Genomic DNA, 14,774 nt, shown 5'->3' on the forward strand with positions numbered 1-14,774 from the left:
GGCCCTGGCGGCGGGCCCCCTACCGCCGGAAGGCGCCAGGGCGTAGTGTGCCGACATGGACGCGATCCCCGCCCGCCGCTTCGACCCGCTGTCTGCCGTCCGCGCCCCGTCAGACGGGGAGTTTGACCTGATCCTCGCCGGAACAGTGTTCCAGGACATTATCTTCACCGGGCTGCCCCATGCCCCGGAGCCCGGGACGGAGATCTGGAGCGAGGGCATGGGCAGCTGCCCTGGAGGCGTGGCGAACCAGGCCATCGCGGCGGCACGGCTGGGCCTGCGGACAGGCCTGGCGGCGGCCTTCGGGGATGACGGCTACGGGGACTACAACTGGAAGATCCTGGCCGGACAGGAACACGTTGACCTCAGCCTCTCCCGCCGTATTCCGGGCTGGCACTCGCCGGTAACGGTCTCGCTGAGCGTGGAGAAGGACCGCTCCCTGGTGACGCACGGCCACCCGGCTCCGGTGACGTCCTCCGAGCTGATCGGCCTGCCCCCTGCCGCGCTCGCAGGCATCGCGGAGCTGGGCACGGAAATTGAGCCGTGGGCCAAGGCAGCGCACGCGGCCGGGGTCAAGCTTTTCGGGGACGTGGGGTGGGACCCCAGCGGTGAATGGGCGCCGGTGCGGCTGGACAACCTGCAGTATTTCCACGCTTTCCTTCCCAACCAGCGCGAGGCCATGGCGTTCACCGGGAAGGACGATCCGTGGGCCGCCCTGTACGCCCTCGCCGACCGTGTCCCGGTTGCCGTGGTGACGCTTGGCGCCCAGGGTGCCATGGCCGTGGACTCCGAGACGGGTGAGGAGGAATGGGTGCCGTCGCTTCCGGTCACGGCCTACGATCCGACCGGCGCGGGCGACTGCTTTGATGCGGCCTTCATTGTGGGCAGCCTGGCCGGCTGGCCGCTGGGAAACAGGCTGCGGTTCGCCAACTTGTGCGCCTCACTGGCGGTGCAGGAGGTGGGCGGTTCACTGGCCGCCCCCGGATGGGGCGACATCGCCGACTGGTGGCAGCGGGCCAACGCCCGGCGGGAACGCCAGAGCAGCCAGTGGCTGCGCCGGTTCGCGTTCCTCGCTGAGATCGTCCATGATGTCCCGCTGGCCGCACAGCGCCGGGCCACCGCCACCATCGCCCATCTCTCCGACGCCTGACGAACGGACTGAGCAAGGGACTGGGCAACCGCCTCAACAGGCGCGATTATCCGCCTGTGATTTGCGGCCGTGATTTGCGGCTGCGCTGCCCGCACTAGAATCACTAGGGTGACTTACCCCGTAGCATCCGGCGACTTCGGCGCGGCCTCAGGAGGGGACCCCCTGTACGAGAGGTCCGCCGTCATCGACCTCGACGCCATCCGGCACAACGTGCGCCGGCTGGCGGATGCGGCGTCACCGGCGAAGGTCATGGCCGTGGTGAAGGCCGATGCTTATGGACATGGGGCTGTGCCGGTGGCCAGGGCTGCCCTGGAGGCCGGGGCGTCGTGGCTGGGGGTTGCCCACATTTCCGAGGCCCTTGCACTTCGGGCTGCCGGAATCGAAGCCCCGATGCTGGCCTGGCTGCACACCACGGAAAGCAACTTCGGCGCGGCCGTGGCTGCCGGCGTCGACATCGGGTGCTCCGGCTGGGAGCTGGACCGGATCGTGGCCGCCGCCCGTGAACAGGAGCGGCCGGCGCGGATACACCTGAAAGTGGATACAGGACTGGGCCGGAACGGCGCGCCAATGGACGCCTGGGACCACGTTGTCGGCGAAGCCCTGGAGTACCAGGACCAGGGACTCCTCCGGGTAGTGGGTATTTTCTCCCACCTGTCCGTTGCCGATGAGCCGGAGCGGCCTGAAACCGACCAGCAGCTCGCGGCCTTCCGTGAAGTGCTGGCGGTGGCCGAGGACGCCGGCGTGGACCCCGAAGTCCGGCACCTCGCCAACACTCCAGCCACACTCTCCCGTCCGGATACCCACTTCGACCTGGTCCGGGTGGGGCTGGGCATTTACGGCCTCTCGCCGTTCGAAGGCCAGACATCCGCCGAACTTGGACTTCGCCCGGCCATGACCCTGCGGACGCTGGTGTCCCTGTGCAAAGACGTGCCCGAGGGACAGGGCGTGTCCTACGGGCTCCGCTACCACACGAGCGGCCCCAGCACCCTGGCCCTGATTCCGATGGGTTACGCCGACGGCGTTCCCCGGATCGCCACCGGCGGACCTGTGCGGGTGGCAGGGAAGACCTACCCCGTCGTGGGCCGTATCGCGATGGACCAGATGGTCATCGACCTCGGCAACATCGGCCCGGCCGGGGCCGGCCTGCTGGGTGCCGAGGCGGAACTGTTCGGCACCGGGGCCGGCGGCGGACCAACAGCGGATGACTGGGCGCGGGCGGCCGGCACCAACAACTATGAAATCGTGACCAGGATCAGCCCGCGTGTTCCGCGGCAGTTCGTCAACGAACCCGCACTCAGCGGACAGGAAAGGCCATGAGCCTCCCCGCCCCGGCGGACCGTCCGAACTGGGAAATAACACTAAGCGTTTCGACGGCGGAGCAGACCCATGCCCTCGGCGCCGCGTTGGGAGGATCACTGGAAGCAGGGGACCTGCTTGTACTCTCCGGCGAACTCGGGGCGGGCAAGACCACCTTCACGCAGGGGCTGGGGGAAGGGCTGGGCGTGCGCGCCGGGATCATCTCGCCCACCTTTGTGCTGGTCCGCATCCACCCGAACCTGCCGGACGGTCCCCGCCCCGGTGGTCCGGACCTGGTCCACGTGGATGCCTACCGGCTGGGATCGGCGTCGGAAATAGACGACATCGACCTGGAGAACACCCTCGACTCATCCGTGACCGTGGTGGAATGGGGACATGGGCGCGTGGAGCACCTGAGCGAAAGCCGGCTGGAAGTGGACCTGCACCGCCCCGTCGGCCAGCAGCCTCCTGCCAGGGCCGCCGGAACTACGGGCTCCGACAGTTCCGTACCTGACGCCCTGGACTTTGACACCGATGACGACGACGAACCCCGCACCATCGTGATGCGCGGCTTCGGTCCGCGCTGGATCGGCGCACCGACGCTCGCCGGGATCCCCGAAGGGACAGCCTGATGCTCATCCTTGCCATCGATACCTCCGCCGTGGCCAGCGCCGCGCTGGTCTCCGACGACGCCCTGGAAGGGGTAGTGGCGAGTTTCTCCACCGAAGACACGCGCAGTCATGCCGAGGTGCTGGCACCGGGCATCGAGGAGCTTCTCGCCTCGGCCGGTGTCACGGGCAGCGATATCGACGCGATCGTGACCGGAGTCGGCCCCGGCCCCTTCACAGGCCTGCGGTCAGGCATCGCTACGGCCCGGACGCTGGCCTTCGTGTGGGACAGACCGCTGTACGGAATGATGAGCCTGGACGCCGTCGCCCTCGAAGTCGCCGAATCGACAGCGGCGACGGCCGAGTTCCTGGTAGTCACTGACGCCCGCCGCAAAGAGGTCTACTGGGCGCGCTACAGCCTGGCACCGGGGCAGCTGCCGCAGCTTGAGGACGGCCCGCATGTCAGCTTCGCGGCGGACCTGCCGGACCTGCCGGCCTTTGGTGCAGGAGCGGGACTATACGCGGACGTCCTCCGTGCAGATCCAGCCTTCAGCGCCGAGCAGCCTGATGCGCTCTACCTGGGACAGTTCGCCCTCGCCCGGCTGGCCGCAGACGTGAAACTGCCCGATTCGACACCGCTCTACCTCCGCGAATCCGACGCGCAGGTCCCGGGACCGCGGAAGCGGGCACTGTGAGCACGCCGGCGGCGCCCGGCGTCGAGGGTGTCTTCCTGCGGGACATGACTCTGGAGGACGTGCCGGCCGTCAACGCACTGGAACAGCGGCTGTTCCCCGCGGACGCGTGGCCGCTGCAGATGTTCCTTGACGAACTGTCACAGACCACAACCCGCCGCTACCTCGTGGCGGAAACCAGTTCCGGGATCGTGGGCTATGCAGGCCTCATGTGCATCGAGCCGATTGCCGACGTACAGACGATCGCTGTGGTCCCTGAACTGGAAGGCCGGGGGATCGGCTCCGCCCTGCTGACGCAGCTCATCGAGGAAGCCCGGCGCCGCCGGGCCGAAGACGTCCTGCTCGAGGTCCGTGCGGACAATCCGCGCGCCCAGCAGCTGTACCTGAGGTTCGGCTTCGAGCAGATCCATCTCCGGCGGAAGTACTACCGGGACGGCGTGGACGCCCTCATCATGCGGCTCCAGCTGACCGGGCCCTCCGCCGCCCCGACAACGGAAGCAGGCCGGCCATGAACCGCTCACAGCCCCTGGTGCTGGGCATCGAATCCTCCTGCGACGAGACCGGCGTCGGCATCGTGCGGGGAACCACCCTCCTCACCAACACGGTGTCCTCCTCGATGGATGAACATGTGCGCTTTGGCGGCGTGATCCCGGAAATTGCCTCAAGGGCACATCTGGACGCTTTCGTGCCCACCCTGCGGCAGGCACTGTCCGACGCGGAAGTGGACCTGGAGGAAGTGGACGCCATCGCCGTCACGTCCGGACCGGGCCTGGCAGGGGCCCTGATGGTGGGAGTATGCGCGGCGAAGGCCCTGGCCGTCGCCACAGGCAAGCCGCTGTACGCGATCAACCACCTGGTGGCGCACGTCGGCGTGGGGCTCCTCAACGGGGGGCCCGCCGGAAATGCGGATGGCTCCGCCGACGGCGGTCTCCCGCTCCGGGACAACCTGGGCGCCCTGCTGGTATCCGGCGGGCACACCGAGATCCTGAAGATCAGCAGCATTACCGATGATGTGCAGCTGCTGGGCTCAACCATCGACGACGCCGCCGGCGAGGCCTACGACAAGGTGGCCCGTATCCTGGGACTGGGCTATCCGGGCGGCCCGGCGATCGACAGGATGGCCCGTACCGGGAATCCGAAAGCCATCCGCTTCCCGCGCGGTCTTTCCCAGCCCAAGTACATGGGTACGCCGGAAGAACCAGGGCCGCACCGGTATGACTGGTCATTCAGCGGGCTGAAGACGGCGGTGGCCCGGTGCGTGGAACAGTTCGAGGCCCGCGGCGAGGACGTTCCGGTGGCTGACATTGCCGCCGCTTTCCAGGAGGCGGTGGTGGACGTGATCTCGTACAAGGCGGTACTGGCCTGCCGCGAGCACGGAATCAAGGATGTGCTGCTGGGCGGGGGAGTGGCAGCCAACTCCAGGCTGCGCGAGCTCACCGGCCAGCGCTGTACTTCTGCCGGAATCAGCCTGCACGTGCCGCCGCTGGACCTGTGCACGGACAACGGTGCCATGGTGGCCGCCCTGGGTGCGCAGCTGGTCATGGCAGGGATCGGTCCGAGCGGCCTACGCTTCGCCCCGGACTCCTCGATGCCGGTGACCTCGGTGTCGCTTCCCGCCTGAGGCAGCCCGCACTCCCGAACCCCGGCGAACTGAACCCCCGGCGAACCGTCACGGGGCACCTTGGGGGCGTCGTCGTCGTAAATCACGACGGCGGCGGGCGTGTCCGTGTCGAAGTGCCCCGTTTCGGGAGGGCAACAGTCAGGCGGTGGGTCCGTTCCGCATCTGCCTGACGAGGTCCAGCACCACTGCCCTGAGGTCACCGCCGTGTTCGGCGGCCACCCGGCGCTGGCGCTGGTACCCGGCGCCGCGGCGGATGATCTTCTCGACGTCCGCCAGTTCGTCCGGGCAGCCCAGCTTGGCAGCGACCGGCTCGAGCCGGTTGAGGGTCTCAAGCAGGTGGTCCGTCACCAGCTGCTCCCTGCCCGCGGCGTCGAGGATGATGATGGCGTCCATCCCGTAGCGGGCGGCGCGCCACTTGTTCTCCTGGATGTGCCAGGGCGGCATGGTGGGAATGGTCCCGCCGTCGTCCAGGGTGGTGGAAAATTCCTCAACCAGGCACTGGGTCAGTGCTGCGATGGCGCCCACCTCCTCCAGCGTGGCCAGGCCGTCACAGATGCGCATTTCGATGGTGCCCAGGTTGGGAACCGGCCGGATGTCCCACCGTATTTCAGACAGGGTGTCTATCACGCCTGTAGTAAACATGTCCTGGACATAGGATTCGTACTCGTCCCACGACCGGAACTGGAACGGCAAGCCGGCGGTGGGAAGCTGCTGGAACATCAGGGCCCGGTGCGAGGCGTAACCGGTGTCCTCGCCGCCCCAGAACGGGCTCGACGCCGAGAGCGCCTGGAAGTGCGGGAAGTAGTTGACCAGGCCGTCCAGCACGGGCAATGCCTTCTCGCGCCTGTCCAGCCCGACGTGGACGTGAACGCCGTAGATCACCATCTGGCGCCCCCACCACTGGGTCCGGTCGATCAGCTTCGCATAGCGGGCTTTGTCCGTCACAGGCTGGAGCTGCGGCGGGCTGAAGGGATGGCTTCCGGCGCAGAAGACCTCCACACCCATGGGGTCGGTGATTTCCCGGACCGCGGCCAGTGACAGGCTGAGGTCTTCCTTCGCTTCGCCGGCCGTTTCGCAGATCCCGGTGACCAGCTCGACGGTGTTGAGCAGCAGCTCCTGCTTGATGTGGGGGTGCTCGTCGTCCTCATTGAGTTCGGGATGCTTGGAAGCGACGCCCCGAAGCACCTCGTTGGCCACGGACGCCAGTTCGCCGGTCTGGCCGTCCACCAGCGCCAATTCCCATTCCACCCCAAGAGTCGACTGCCTCGAAGAAGCGAAATCAATCTTCACGCGTTTCCTTACTATCCTGTCGTGGCTGGCTCACGCCGTACTGACAGGCCGCAAAGAAGGGGCAGAGAAAGGCGGCGGCCGGCAGGCGAACGGGTGTCTCAAGTCTAGTGCAGGGGTAGCATCGTATTGATGTCGTTGTTCCCTCGGACCCGTGGAAGTCTTCACAAGACCGCTGTGCACAGGACCACTCTGCACAGGGCCACCCTTCGCAAGACCATCCTCGCCGTGGCGGCCTTCGTCGCCGCGGCCAGTCTCGCCTCTTGCAGTGCGGCTCCGGCCCCGACGCCGTCGCCTACACCTTCGGTGCCCGTTCCGTCGTCCTCATCCGAGGAGCCGACGACGACGCCCGCACCATCCGCTGCTGCCTCCCCGGACGCCTCACCCGAGGATGGAACGCGGCCGCTGGGGTGGGGCCCTGAGCAGCGGGACCAGGATACGGCCGCGGCAGCCGTCGCAGCCATGACGGTGGAAGAGAAGGCCGGACAGGTCCTGATGCCGTCCTATGCCGGACCCAATGCCGAAGTCCAGGCAGCCACGATTGAACGGATGCATCTTGCCGGCTCCATCATCATGGGGGACAACGTTCCGCTGGACGCGCAGAACCAGCCAGACCCTGCGGCCATGGCTGCGGTGAACGCGCGGCTGGCACAGGCAGCCCGCGCCGACGGCAGGCCATGGCCCGGGCTTATCGGCGTGGACCAGGAAGGCGGGATCGTGGCACGGCTCGGGGCGCCGCTAACCGAATGGCCGGCGCCGATGAGCTACGGCGCGGCAGGCAGCCCGGAACTGACCAGGGATGCCGGCCGGGCCCTTGCCTCCGAGCTTGTGCCCCTGGGCTTCACCGTCGATTTCGCGCCCGACACCGACGTCACGGTCGGCCCGGCCGATCCCACCATCGGCGCGCGCTCCATGTCCGGCGATCCGGACACCGCGGCACGGCTCGGGGTGGCCTTTTCCCAGGGCATGCAGGAGGCAGGCATCCTGCCCGTTGCCAAGCACTTCCCGGGACACGGCTCAGTCACCACGGACTCGCACCTGAGCCTCCCCCTGCAGCCGGCCACGATCAACGAGCTCAGGGCCCGGGACTGGAAGCCCTTCTCGGCAGCTATTGGTGCCGGAGCTCCCGTGGTCATGACCGGGCACATCGCCGTCCCTGCCCTGGAACCCGGCGTTCCGGCGTCGTTGTCGAAGCCGGCTTACGCAGAACTGCGGGCGCTGGGCTTCAACGGGGTGGCAGTGACAGACGCACTGAACATGGGTGCCATCCAGGAGCAGTTCCCGGGCGGCTCCGCAGCCCCCGCGGCGCTCGCCGCCGGAGCGGACCTGCTTCTGATGCCGCCTGACGTGGACGCGGCACACGCCGCCATTGTCAGCGCAGTAGCCACCGGCAGCCTGCCGGCATCACGCCTGGACGAGGCCGCCCGACGCGTTGCTACCATGATGGTCTGGCGGGCCAGGACAGCACCGTCGCCCGGGTCAGTGTCCGTGTCAGCGCCCGGAAGCGGCGGCGCTGTCTCCGCACGGGTTTCCGCGGCCGCAATCACCATCCTGTCCGGCCAGTGTTCGGGACCCTTGGTCCCCGGAACTGTCAGGCTCGACGGCGGCTCCGCGCAGGACCGGGCCCGGTTCGAGGCTGCTGCGGCAAAGGTGGGCCTGGGTGTGGGGGAAGGTCCACTCCTCACCCTGATCGGTTATGGCGGGGTCCCGGCCGCTGGTGACGTCGCGGTGACCCTGGATGCGCCCTGGCCTTTGCAGGGCTCCAGCGCGCCGGTCAAAATAGCGCTGTACGGCCGGAGCCAGGGCGCCTTTGACGCCCTGGCGGCCGTCCTGGCCGGAAAGGCGGGGGCGCCGGGAAAGCTGCCGGCCGCCGTCGGAGGTTTCCCGGCGGGGACCGGCTGCCCCTAGCCCCAACTAAGTAGCAACAGGTGTCGTTTTCGACCCTCAGAACGACACCTGCTGCTACTTACTTGGGTGGGAACGCGTTTAATGGACAGGTGCCCATTCTCAATAAAGACATGACCCTCTGCATCTCGCTTTCGGCCCGGCCGAGCAACAACGGGACCCGTTTCCACAACCATCTGTACGAACAGCTTGGACTGAACTGGATCTACAAGGCCTTCGCCCCCACGGACCTCGCGCAGGCCATCGCCGGTGTCAGGGGCCTGGGAATCCGTGGCTGCGCCGTGTCCATGCCGTACAAGGAGGACGTCATCGCCCTGGTGGATGAGATGGATCCCTCAGCCAGGGCCATCGACTCGGTCAATACCATCGTGAACACCGACGGGCACCTCAAGGCCTACAACACCGATTACACGGCCATCGAGCAGCTGCTCCAGAGCAACGCCTTGCCTACTGACTACTCGGTGCTGGTCCAGGGCGCCGGCGGCATGGCCAAAGCCACAGTCGCGGCGCTCCGCGACGCAGGATTCGGGGATGTTACCGTGATCGCCCGCAATGAGGCCAGTGGACGGGCCCTGGCGGAACACTACGGGTTCCCCTGGCGCCAGGCGCTCGACGGCGGCACGGCGGACCTGATCATCAACGTGACCCCTATCGGTATGGCAGGAGGTATGGAGGGAAAAGCCGCCGCGGAGTCGCTGTCCTTCCCCCAGGACGCCATCGATGCCGCCAAGGTGGTGTTCGACGTTGTCGCCCTGCCCGGCGAAACGCCGCTCATCAAAGCCGCCCGCGCCGCCGGGAAGCCGGTCATCACCGGCGCCGAGGTGGCCACCATTCAGGCCCTTGAACAATTCGTCCTGTACACCGGCGTCCGCCCCACCAGGGAGCAGGTGCGCGCCGCCGAAGAGTTCATGCGGGCGCAGTAGTCAGACCGGCGCTACGGAGATTGCCACCCGGTCCTCGCCGATGCGGGTCAGGACCAGGGTGGCCGTCTTGGTTCCGCCTCTCTTTCCCGCATTTTTACCTGCGCCCTTGCCCGCGGGGAGCAGTTCTTTGCGCAGTTCTTCCGGGGTGATGGCCATGCCGCGCTTCTTGATATCCAGCACGCCTATGCCGTTGTCCTTCACCCAGGCCTTGAGCGCCTTGACGTTGTAAGCCATCACTTCCAGCACCTTGTAGGCGCGAGCGAAGGGCGTATCCACCAGGGCCGGAGCGCAGATATAGGCGATGTGTTCATCAACCAGGTGCCCGCCCAACTGAAGCGCGACGTCGGCGACCAGGCCCGCACGGATCACGGCGCCGTCGGGCTCGTACAGGTAGCCCTCCACCGGCCCCACGGGCGCGGCCGGTCCGGCGTCGAAGTCTTCGCCGCTGGTGATTTCAGCGGCGCCCTGCGGCCCCAGCAACAGAGCAGCCCTGCGGATTCCGGGCCGGCTCACCGCATTGAACCAGAGCGCCACCTCGGTGACGTCGCCGCCCACTGAAACCCACTGCGCTTCGCAGCCGGCCGGAACCGAGTCGTGCGGCATGCCTGGACCCATCTTGACTCCCACAGCGCGGCCTGTGGCGGCCAGGGATTCCACGAACGAGAGCGGAGGGGAAAAGGCCTCCGGATCCCAGATGCGCCTGGTCCCGGACGTGGATGTGACACGGCGGGCGGGATCCAGCCAGACGCCGTCGACCCCCTCCAGCGGTACCGTCGTCGCATCCGAATGCACCACCCTGGCGTTCGGAAAGGGAATGAGGTTCACGGTGGCGCAGGCGGCGGTGGTTTCGTCCATCTCCACTGCGGTGACAGTGATGTCCATGGACGCCAGGGCCAGGGAGTCTGCGGCAAGCCCGCAGCCCAGGTCGGCCACGTGGCTGATGCCCGCCTGCGCAAACCGCTCCGCGTGGCGGGCGGCAACGTTCAACCGGGTGGCCTGTTCCAGGCCGGCCGAAGTGAAAAGCATCTGCCGGGCGAACTCCCCGAACTTCAGTTGAGCCTTGGTCCGGAGCCTTGACTGGGTGAGGACTGCCGAGACCAGTTCGGGGGAGTGGCCGGCCTTGCGGAGTGACGCATTGAGCTCGAAGGCCTTGTCTTCCCGGTAGGGACCGAGGGACGCCAGGAGCTCCCAGCCTTCGCTCGTGAGCAGAGGGGCGATCTGGTCCTGCGGTGCTTGAGCCATGGCTTCAAGCCTAGTGGAGGAGGCTGACAGCAAGTCCCGATAGTGTTGATTGCATGGAAGACAGTGCAGCCACCCAGCCGTCCGAGCAACCCCGATCCAAGAACAGCGACCTGGTAAGGTTCGCCCGGCCGGCACTGATCGCCGGAGTCGTCGTGGCCGTTGTCTGCGTCGCGCTGCTCGTGATTGTCCTTTTCCTGGACACCTTCAACGCCGCTGTCTACTCGGTGGGCGGCAAGGATATCCAGGACGCCACGGACGAGGCGCGGGACATCAGGAGCCTCTATTCCGGGGCCCGGATCGGCGCCATCGTCCTGCTGGTGATCTCGCTGCTGGCCGCCATGGCCGGCGCCGTAGTGCTGTACCTGAAGCGCAGCACTGAACCCGATGAAGGCAATGGCGCCGAGGACGTGGACTTCGACGACCTCGGGCATTAAGGCTGCTGGAGAGTGAAAAAGGGGTTCGCCGAAGACGAAATGCTGGCACTCGCCTTGACCGAGTGCTAACCCTTACATAGAGTCTTCATTAGCACTCTCCCCAGGAGGGTGCTAATACATGAAGAGCTGCCAGCCAGGCTGCTGCCGGCACCGCGACGACGGTTTGCCAGCCAGGTGCCACAGTTTTCCAGTCCATGAATTTGCTGACGAAAAGGAGAGGTCCGAGTGTCGGTCTCTATTAAGCCTCTTGAGGATCGTATTGTTGTCCGCCCGCTCGAAGCCGAGCAGACTACGGCTTCCGGCCTGGTCATCCCGGACTCCGCACAGGAGAAGCCGCAGGAAGGCGAAGTTGTTGCAGTAGGCCCCGGCCGCTTTGACGACAACGGCAACCGCGTTCCCCTCGACGTTGCTGAAGGCGACGTTGTTATCTACTCGAAGTACGGCGGAACCGAAGTCAAGCACAGCGGTACCGAGTACCTCGTGCTGTCCGCCCGCGACGTTCTGGCGATCGTCGTTAAGTAACTCATGGACCCCGCGCAGCCGACTTGTCCGAGGACGTCGGCAGCGCGGGGTTTCTGTCTCTGAAAGGACAAAACCATGGCTAAGCAGCTCGCGTTTAACGACGCTGCCCGCCGGTCTCTTGAAGCCGGCATCGACAAGCTCGCCAACACCGTCAAGGTGACGCTCGGCCCCCGCGGCCGCAACGTCGTCCTCGACAAGAAGTGGGGAGCGCCCACCATCACCAACGACGGCGTCACCATCGCCCGTGAAATCGAACTTGATGACCCGTACGAGAACCTTGGCGCGCAGCTGGCCAAGGAAGTAGCCACGAAGACCAACGATGTTGCCGGCGACGGCACCACCACGGCCACCGTGCTGGCCCAGGCCCTGGTCAAGGAAGGCCTGCGCAACGTTGCTGCCGGCGCTGCTCCCGGCCAGATCAAGCGCGGCATCGAGGTCTCGATTGAGGCTGTTGCTGCCCGCCTGCTCGAGAACGCCCGCCCCGTCGAAGGCACCCAGGTGGCCAGCGTTGCTGCCATCTCTGCCCAGAGCGACGAGATCGGCGAGCTCCTCGCCGAGGCGTTCGGCAAAGTCGGCAAGGATGGTGTGATCACCATCGAGGAGTCCTCCACCACACAGACCGAGCTGGTCCTCACCGAAGGCATGCAGTTCGACAAGGGCTACCTGTCCCCGTACTTCGTCACGGACGCAGAGCGCCAGGAAGCTGTCCTTGAGGACGCCCTCATCCTGATCAACCAGGGCAAGATCTCCAACGTCCAGGAATTCCTGCCGCTGCTCGAGAAGGCGCTGCAGAGCTCCAAGCCGCTCTTCATCATTGCCGAAGACGTCGACGGGGAGGCACTGTCCACCCTGATCGTCAACCGTATCCGCGGCACCCTGAACGTGGTCGCCGTGAAGGCTCCGGGCTTCGGTGACCGCCGCAAGGCAATGCTGCAGGACATCGCCACCCTCACCGGTGCGCAGGTTGTGTCCCCGGAACTGGGCCTGAGCCTGGACACCGTCGGCCTTGAGGTGCTGGGTTCCGCCCGCCGCATCACGGTCACCAAGGACAACACCACCATCGTTGACGGCGCCGGTTCCGCAGAAGACGTCGCAGCCCGGGTTTCCCAGCTGCGCGCCGAGCTGACCCGCACCGACTCCGACTGGGACAAGGAAAAGCTCCAGGAACGCCTGGCCAAGCTGGCCGGCGGCATCGGCGTGATCAAGGTCGGCGCAGCCACCGAGGTCGAGCTGAAGGAAAAGAAGCACCGCATCGAAGATGCAGTGTCCTCCACCCGCGCCGCTCTCGAAGAAGGCATCGTGGCCGGTGGCGGTTCCGCCCTGATCCACGCGCTGAAGGCCCTCGACGAGGATCCTGCTGTCACGGCCCTCGAAGGCGACGCTGCTGCTGCAGTGGGCATCGTCCGCCGCGCCCTGGTCCAGCCGCTGCGCTGGATCGCCCAGAACGCGGGCTTCGACGGCTACGTCGTTACCGCAAAGGTTGCCGACCTGGAAACCAACAACGGCTTCAACGCCAAGAGCGGCGAGTACGAGGACCTGATTGCTGCCGGTGTCATCGACCCGGTCAAGGTCACCCGCGCGGCCCTCCGCAATGCGGCTTCCATCGCAGCGCTGGTGCTCACCACCGAGACCCTCGTGGTGGAAAAGCCTGCAGAAGAAGACGAGCACGCAGGCCACAGCCACTAGTCCCCACCGTCTCCCTAACCTCGCTTCGTCCCCACCGGCTCCCAAATCTCGCTTCGCTCGATTTGGGTCCCTCGCCGGTGTGGGCCCACGGTCAGGCGACGGAGTGGCCCACCCACAAAGACCGGTCCAGCATCTGCTGGGCCGGTTTTTGCGTTCCGGACGCCTACCGCTTGACCGCGTAGCGCACGTGCGTGGCGAACGTCGAGCTGACAGTTTTGATGATTTCGAGGTTGAGGTCATGATCGAAGCCGTGGAACAGAGGCTTGCCGGCGCCGAGGATCACGGGTGCTGTCGAGAGAACCAGTTCGTCCACCCGGCCGGCGGCAAGCGCCTGCCGGATCACGTCCGCTCCGCCGCCGATCGACACATCTTTTCCGCCTGCCTCACCAATCGCCTGCGTCAGGGCTTCGTCGAACCCGGACACGAAGGTGAACCCGGACCCGTCCGCTGGCTGGTCCTGGACCCGGTGCGTGAGCACGAACAACGGGCCGGGAAACGGGTTGGTCCCGCCCCAGGCCCCGGCCGCGTCATACATGCCGCGGCCGACGATACCTGCACCTATACCTGCTACAAGCTCGTCGTAGAAATCCTTGTCGGGGCCGTGCATCGCGAAGTTGTGTCCGCCGTCGTACGTCCAGGGGCCGCCCATCACCCAGTAATGAAGGCGCTCTCCGCCCCTGCCCAGACCGTACCCGGGACCGTCGTCGGGGCCGGTAATGTAGCCGTCAACCGACGTGGTGATGGCCGCGACGACCTTGGCCATTAGGCGCCCATTTCCTGCGTCTCGACCTCGCCCGCACGTTCGTAAACCAGCGACACCGCCCCCTTGGGAAAGGTGCGTGCAGGTTCGGCGAGCCGGAAGGTGGATGGAACGGTCCCGGCGTCGAACAGCCGTTTGCCCTGCCCAAGGACGACCGGATACAGCCAGAAGTGGAGGCGGTCGATCACATCTGCCTCCAACAGTGAACGGATGAGGGCTCCGCTGCCGAACATGTGCACCTGGTCATAGTCCTCCCGGAGCCGGCCGGCTGCCGCAGCATCGGGCAGCACAGTCGTACCCGCCCAGCCCGGCTCGGTCAGGGTGCTGGAGACGACGAACTTGGGCACCCGGTTGAGGACACCGCCGACGTCGTCGGACTGGTGCGGCCAGTAGGCCGCGAAGATGTCGTAGGTCTTCCTGCCGAGAAGCAGCGCGTCGATCCGGTCGATCTCGGCGCCTATGGCCGCGCCGGCCTCGTCGTCGGACACCGGCGCCTGCCAACCGCCGAAAGCGAAGCCGCCCTCAGTGTCCTCCTCCCGGCCGCCGGGCGCCTGGTAGACGCCGTCAAGGGTGATGAACAGGTTAGCGACGATGATTCCCATGGGTACAGTCTGGAACTGCGCCCCGGCACTGTCCAGAGCCTGTGGTTGC

Annotated in this window: 15 protein-coding genes; 11 read left to right on the forward strand and 4 right to left on the reverse strand. The window is 66.7% G+C overall.

Annotation, left to right across the window (positions count from 1 at the left end; all coding sequences use genetic code 11):
• Positions 1 to 55: 55 nt before the first annotated feature.
• The 6 genes from QFZ40_RS05015 to tsaD all read left to right on the forward strand — a co-directional run bounded on the left by QFZ40_RS05015 (position 56) and on the right by tsaD (position 5,364).
• Positions 56 to 1,147, forward strand: a complete 1,092-nt coding sequence (locus tag QFZ40_RS05015) for a carbohydrate kinase family protein (RefSeq protein WP_306903187.1) — start codon at positions 56 to 58, stop codon at positions 1,145 to 1,147.
• Between the two features lie 108 nt (positions 1,148 to 1,255).
• On the forward strand, positions 1,256 to 2,464 hold the full coding sequence (gene alr / locus QFZ40_RS05020) for an alanine racemase (protein ID WP_306903188.1): 1,209 nt from the start codon (positions 1,256 to 1,258) through the stop codon (positions 2,462 to 2,464).
• The gene (tsaE, locus tag QFZ40_RS05025; RefSeq protein WP_306903189.1) at positions 2,461 to 3,075 is read left to right on the forward strand and encodes a tRNA (adenosine(37)-N6)-threonylcarbamoyltransferase complex ATPase subunit type 1 TsaE; all 615 of its coding nucleotides are present in this window, start codon (positions 2,461 to 2,463) and stop codon (positions 3,073 to 3,075) included. The genes alr and tsaE overlap by 4 nt, the downstream gene beginning before the upstream one ends.
• Positions 3,075 to 3,746 (forward strand): tRNA (adenosine(37)-N6)-threonylcarbamoyltransferase complex dimerization subunit type 1 TsaB, encoded by a 672-nt coding sequence (tsaB, locus tag QFZ40_RS05030; protein WP_306903191.1) that lies wholly within the window; start codon positions 3,075 to 3,077, stop codon positions 3,744 to 3,746. The genes tsaE and tsaB overlap by 1 nt, the downstream gene beginning before the upstream one ends.
• Before the next feature lie 44 nt (positions 3,747 to 3,790).
• A complete protein-coding gene (gene rimI, locus QFZ40_RS05035) occupies positions 3,791 to 4,255 on the forward strand; it encodes a ribosomal protein S18-alanine N-acetyltransferase (RefSeq protein WP_306906821.1) in 465 nt (154 codons plus the stop codon).
• Entirely contained in the window at positions 4,252 to 5,364 is a 1,113-nt protein-coding gene (tsaD, locus tag QFZ40_RS05040) for a tRNA (adenosine(37)-N6)-threonylcarbamoyltransferase complex transferase subunit TsaD (protein WP_306903192.1), read from the forward strand. Before rimI ends, tsaD begins: the two co-directional genes overlap by 4 nt.
• A gap of 138 nt (positions 5,365 to 5,502) precedes the next feature.
• On the opposite strand, the gene QFZ40_RS05045 is transcribed toward tsaD, so the two are convergent.
• On the reverse strand, positions 5,503 to 6,654 hold the full coding sequence (locus tag QFZ40_RS05045) for a glutamate--cysteine ligase (protein WP_306903193.1): 1,152 nt from the start codon (positions 6,652 to 6,654) through the stop codon (positions 5,503 to 5,505).
• A gap of 459 nt (positions 6,655 to 7,113) precedes the next feature.
• Here QFZ40_RS05045 and QFZ40_RS05050 point away from each other — a divergent pair, with 459 nt between their 5' ends.
• Entirely contained in the window at positions 7,114 to 8,559 is a 1,446-nt protein-coding gene (locus QFZ40_RS05050; RefSeq protein ID WP_306906822.1) for a glycoside hydrolase family 3 N-terminal domain-containing protein, read from the forward strand.
• A gap of 89 nt (positions 8,560 to 8,648) precedes the next feature.
• Entirely contained in the window at positions 8,649 to 9,479 is an 831-nt protein-coding gene (locus QFZ40_RS05055) for a shikimate 5-dehydrogenase (protein ID WP_306903195.1), read from the forward strand.
• Here QFZ40_RS05055 and QFZ40_RS05060 read toward each other — a convergent pair whose 3' ends face one another.
• Positions 9,480 to 10,721: a class I SAM-dependent methyltransferase gene (locus QFZ40_RS05060; RefSeq protein WP_306903196.1), complete on the reverse strand. Its 1,242-nt coding sequence runs from the start codon at positions 10,719 to 10,721 to the stop codon at positions 9,480 to 9,482.
• A 53-nt stretch (positions 10,722 to 10,774) separates the two neighbouring features.
• Between QFZ40_RS05060 and QFZ40_RS05065 the strand changes: the two genes are divergently transcribed.
• From QFZ40_RS05065 to groL, 3 genes are all read left to right on the forward strand, one after another.
• Positions 10,775 to 11,155: a hypothetical protein gene (locus QFZ40_RS05065; protein ID WP_306903197.1), complete on the forward strand. Its 381-nt coding sequence runs from the start codon at positions 10,775 to 10,777 to the stop codon at positions 11,153 to 11,155.
• A 225-nt stretch (positions 11,156 to 11,380) separates the two neighbouring features.
• Entirely contained in the window at positions 11,381 to 11,677 is a 297-nt protein-coding gene (gene groES, locus QFZ40_RS05070; protein WP_050054380.1) for a co-chaperone GroES, read from the forward strand.
• Positions 11,678 to 11,752: 75 nt separating this feature from the next.
• A complete protein-coding gene (gene groL, locus QFZ40_RS05075) occupies positions 11,753 to 13,363 on the forward strand; it encodes a chaperonin GroEL (protein WP_306903198.1) in 1,611 nt (536 codons plus the stop codon).
• Positions 13,364 to 13,526: 163 nt separating this feature from the next.
• Here the strand turns inward: groL and QFZ40_RS05080 are convergent, their stop codons facing one another.
• Positions 13,527 to 14,126, reverse strand: coding sequence for a dihydrofolate reductase family protein (locus QFZ40_RS05080; protein WP_306903199.1), 600 nt, complete (start codon positions 14,124 to 14,126; stop codon positions 13,527 to 13,529).
• Positions 14,126 to 14,725, reverse strand: coding sequence for a dihydrofolate reductase family protein (locus QFZ40_RS05085; protein ID WP_306903200.1), 600 nt, complete (start codon positions 14,723 to 14,725; stop codon positions 14,126 to 14,128). Before QFZ40_RS05085 ends, QFZ40_RS05080 begins: the two co-directional genes overlap by 1 nt.
• Between the last annotated feature and the right edge of the window lie 49 nt (positions 14,726 to 14,774).

This window comes from Arthrobacter pascens, from assembly GCF_030816475.1.
Classification (GTDB): domain Bacteria; phylum Actinomycetota; class Actinomycetes; order Actinomycetales; family Micrococcaceae; genus Arthrobacter; species Arthrobacter pascens_B.

What these genes read in the sequence shown, in the direction of transcription:
- QFZ40_RS05015 (WP_306903187.1), top strand. Translation starts at nt 56, where the DNA reads ATGGACGCGATCCCCGCCCGCCGCTTCGACCCGCTGTCTGCCGTCCGC.
- tsaE (WP_306903189.1), top strand. Translation starts at nt 2,461, where the DNA reads ATGAGCCTCCCCGCCCCGGCGGACCGTCCGAACTGGGAAATAACACTA.
- tsaB (WP_306903191.1), top strand. Translation starts at nt 3,075, where the DNA reads ATGCTCATCCTTGCCATCGATACCTCCGCCGTGGCCAGCGCCGCGCTG.
- rimI (WP_306906821.1), top strand. Translation starts at nt 3,791, where the DNA reads ATGACTCTGGAGGACGTGCCGGCCGTCAACGCACTGGAACAGCGGCTG.
- tsaD (WP_306903192.1), top strand. Translation starts at nt 4,252, where the DNA reads ATGAACCGCTCACAGCCCCTGGTGCTGGGCATCGAATCCTCCTGCGAC.
- QFZ40_RS05050 (WP_306906822.1), top strand. Translation starts at nt 7,114, where the DNA reads ATGACGGTGGAAGAGAAGGCCGGACAGGTCCTGATGCCGTCCTATGCC.
- QFZ40_RS05060 (WP_306903196.1), bottom strand. Translation starts at nt 10,721, where the DNA reads ATGGCTCAAGCACCGCAGGACCAGATCGCCCCTCTGCTCACGAGCGAA.
- QFZ40_RS05065 (WP_306903197.1), top strand. Translation starts at nt 10,775, where the DNA reads ATGGAAGACAGTGCAGCCACCCAGCCGTCCGAGCAACCCCGATCCAAG.
- groL (WP_306903198.1), top strand. Translation starts at nt 11,753, where the DNA reads ATGGCTAAGCAGCTCGCGTTTAACGACGCTGCCCGCCGGTCTCTTGAA.
- QFZ40_RS05080 (WP_306903199.1), bottom strand. Translation starts at nt 14,126, where the DNA reads ATGGCCAAGGTCGTCGCGGCCATCACCACGTCGGTTGACGGCTACATT.
- QFZ40_RS05085 (WP_306903200.1), bottom strand. Translation starts at nt 14,725, where the DNA reads ATGGGAATCATCGTCGCTAACCTGTTCATCACCCTTGACGGCGTCTAC.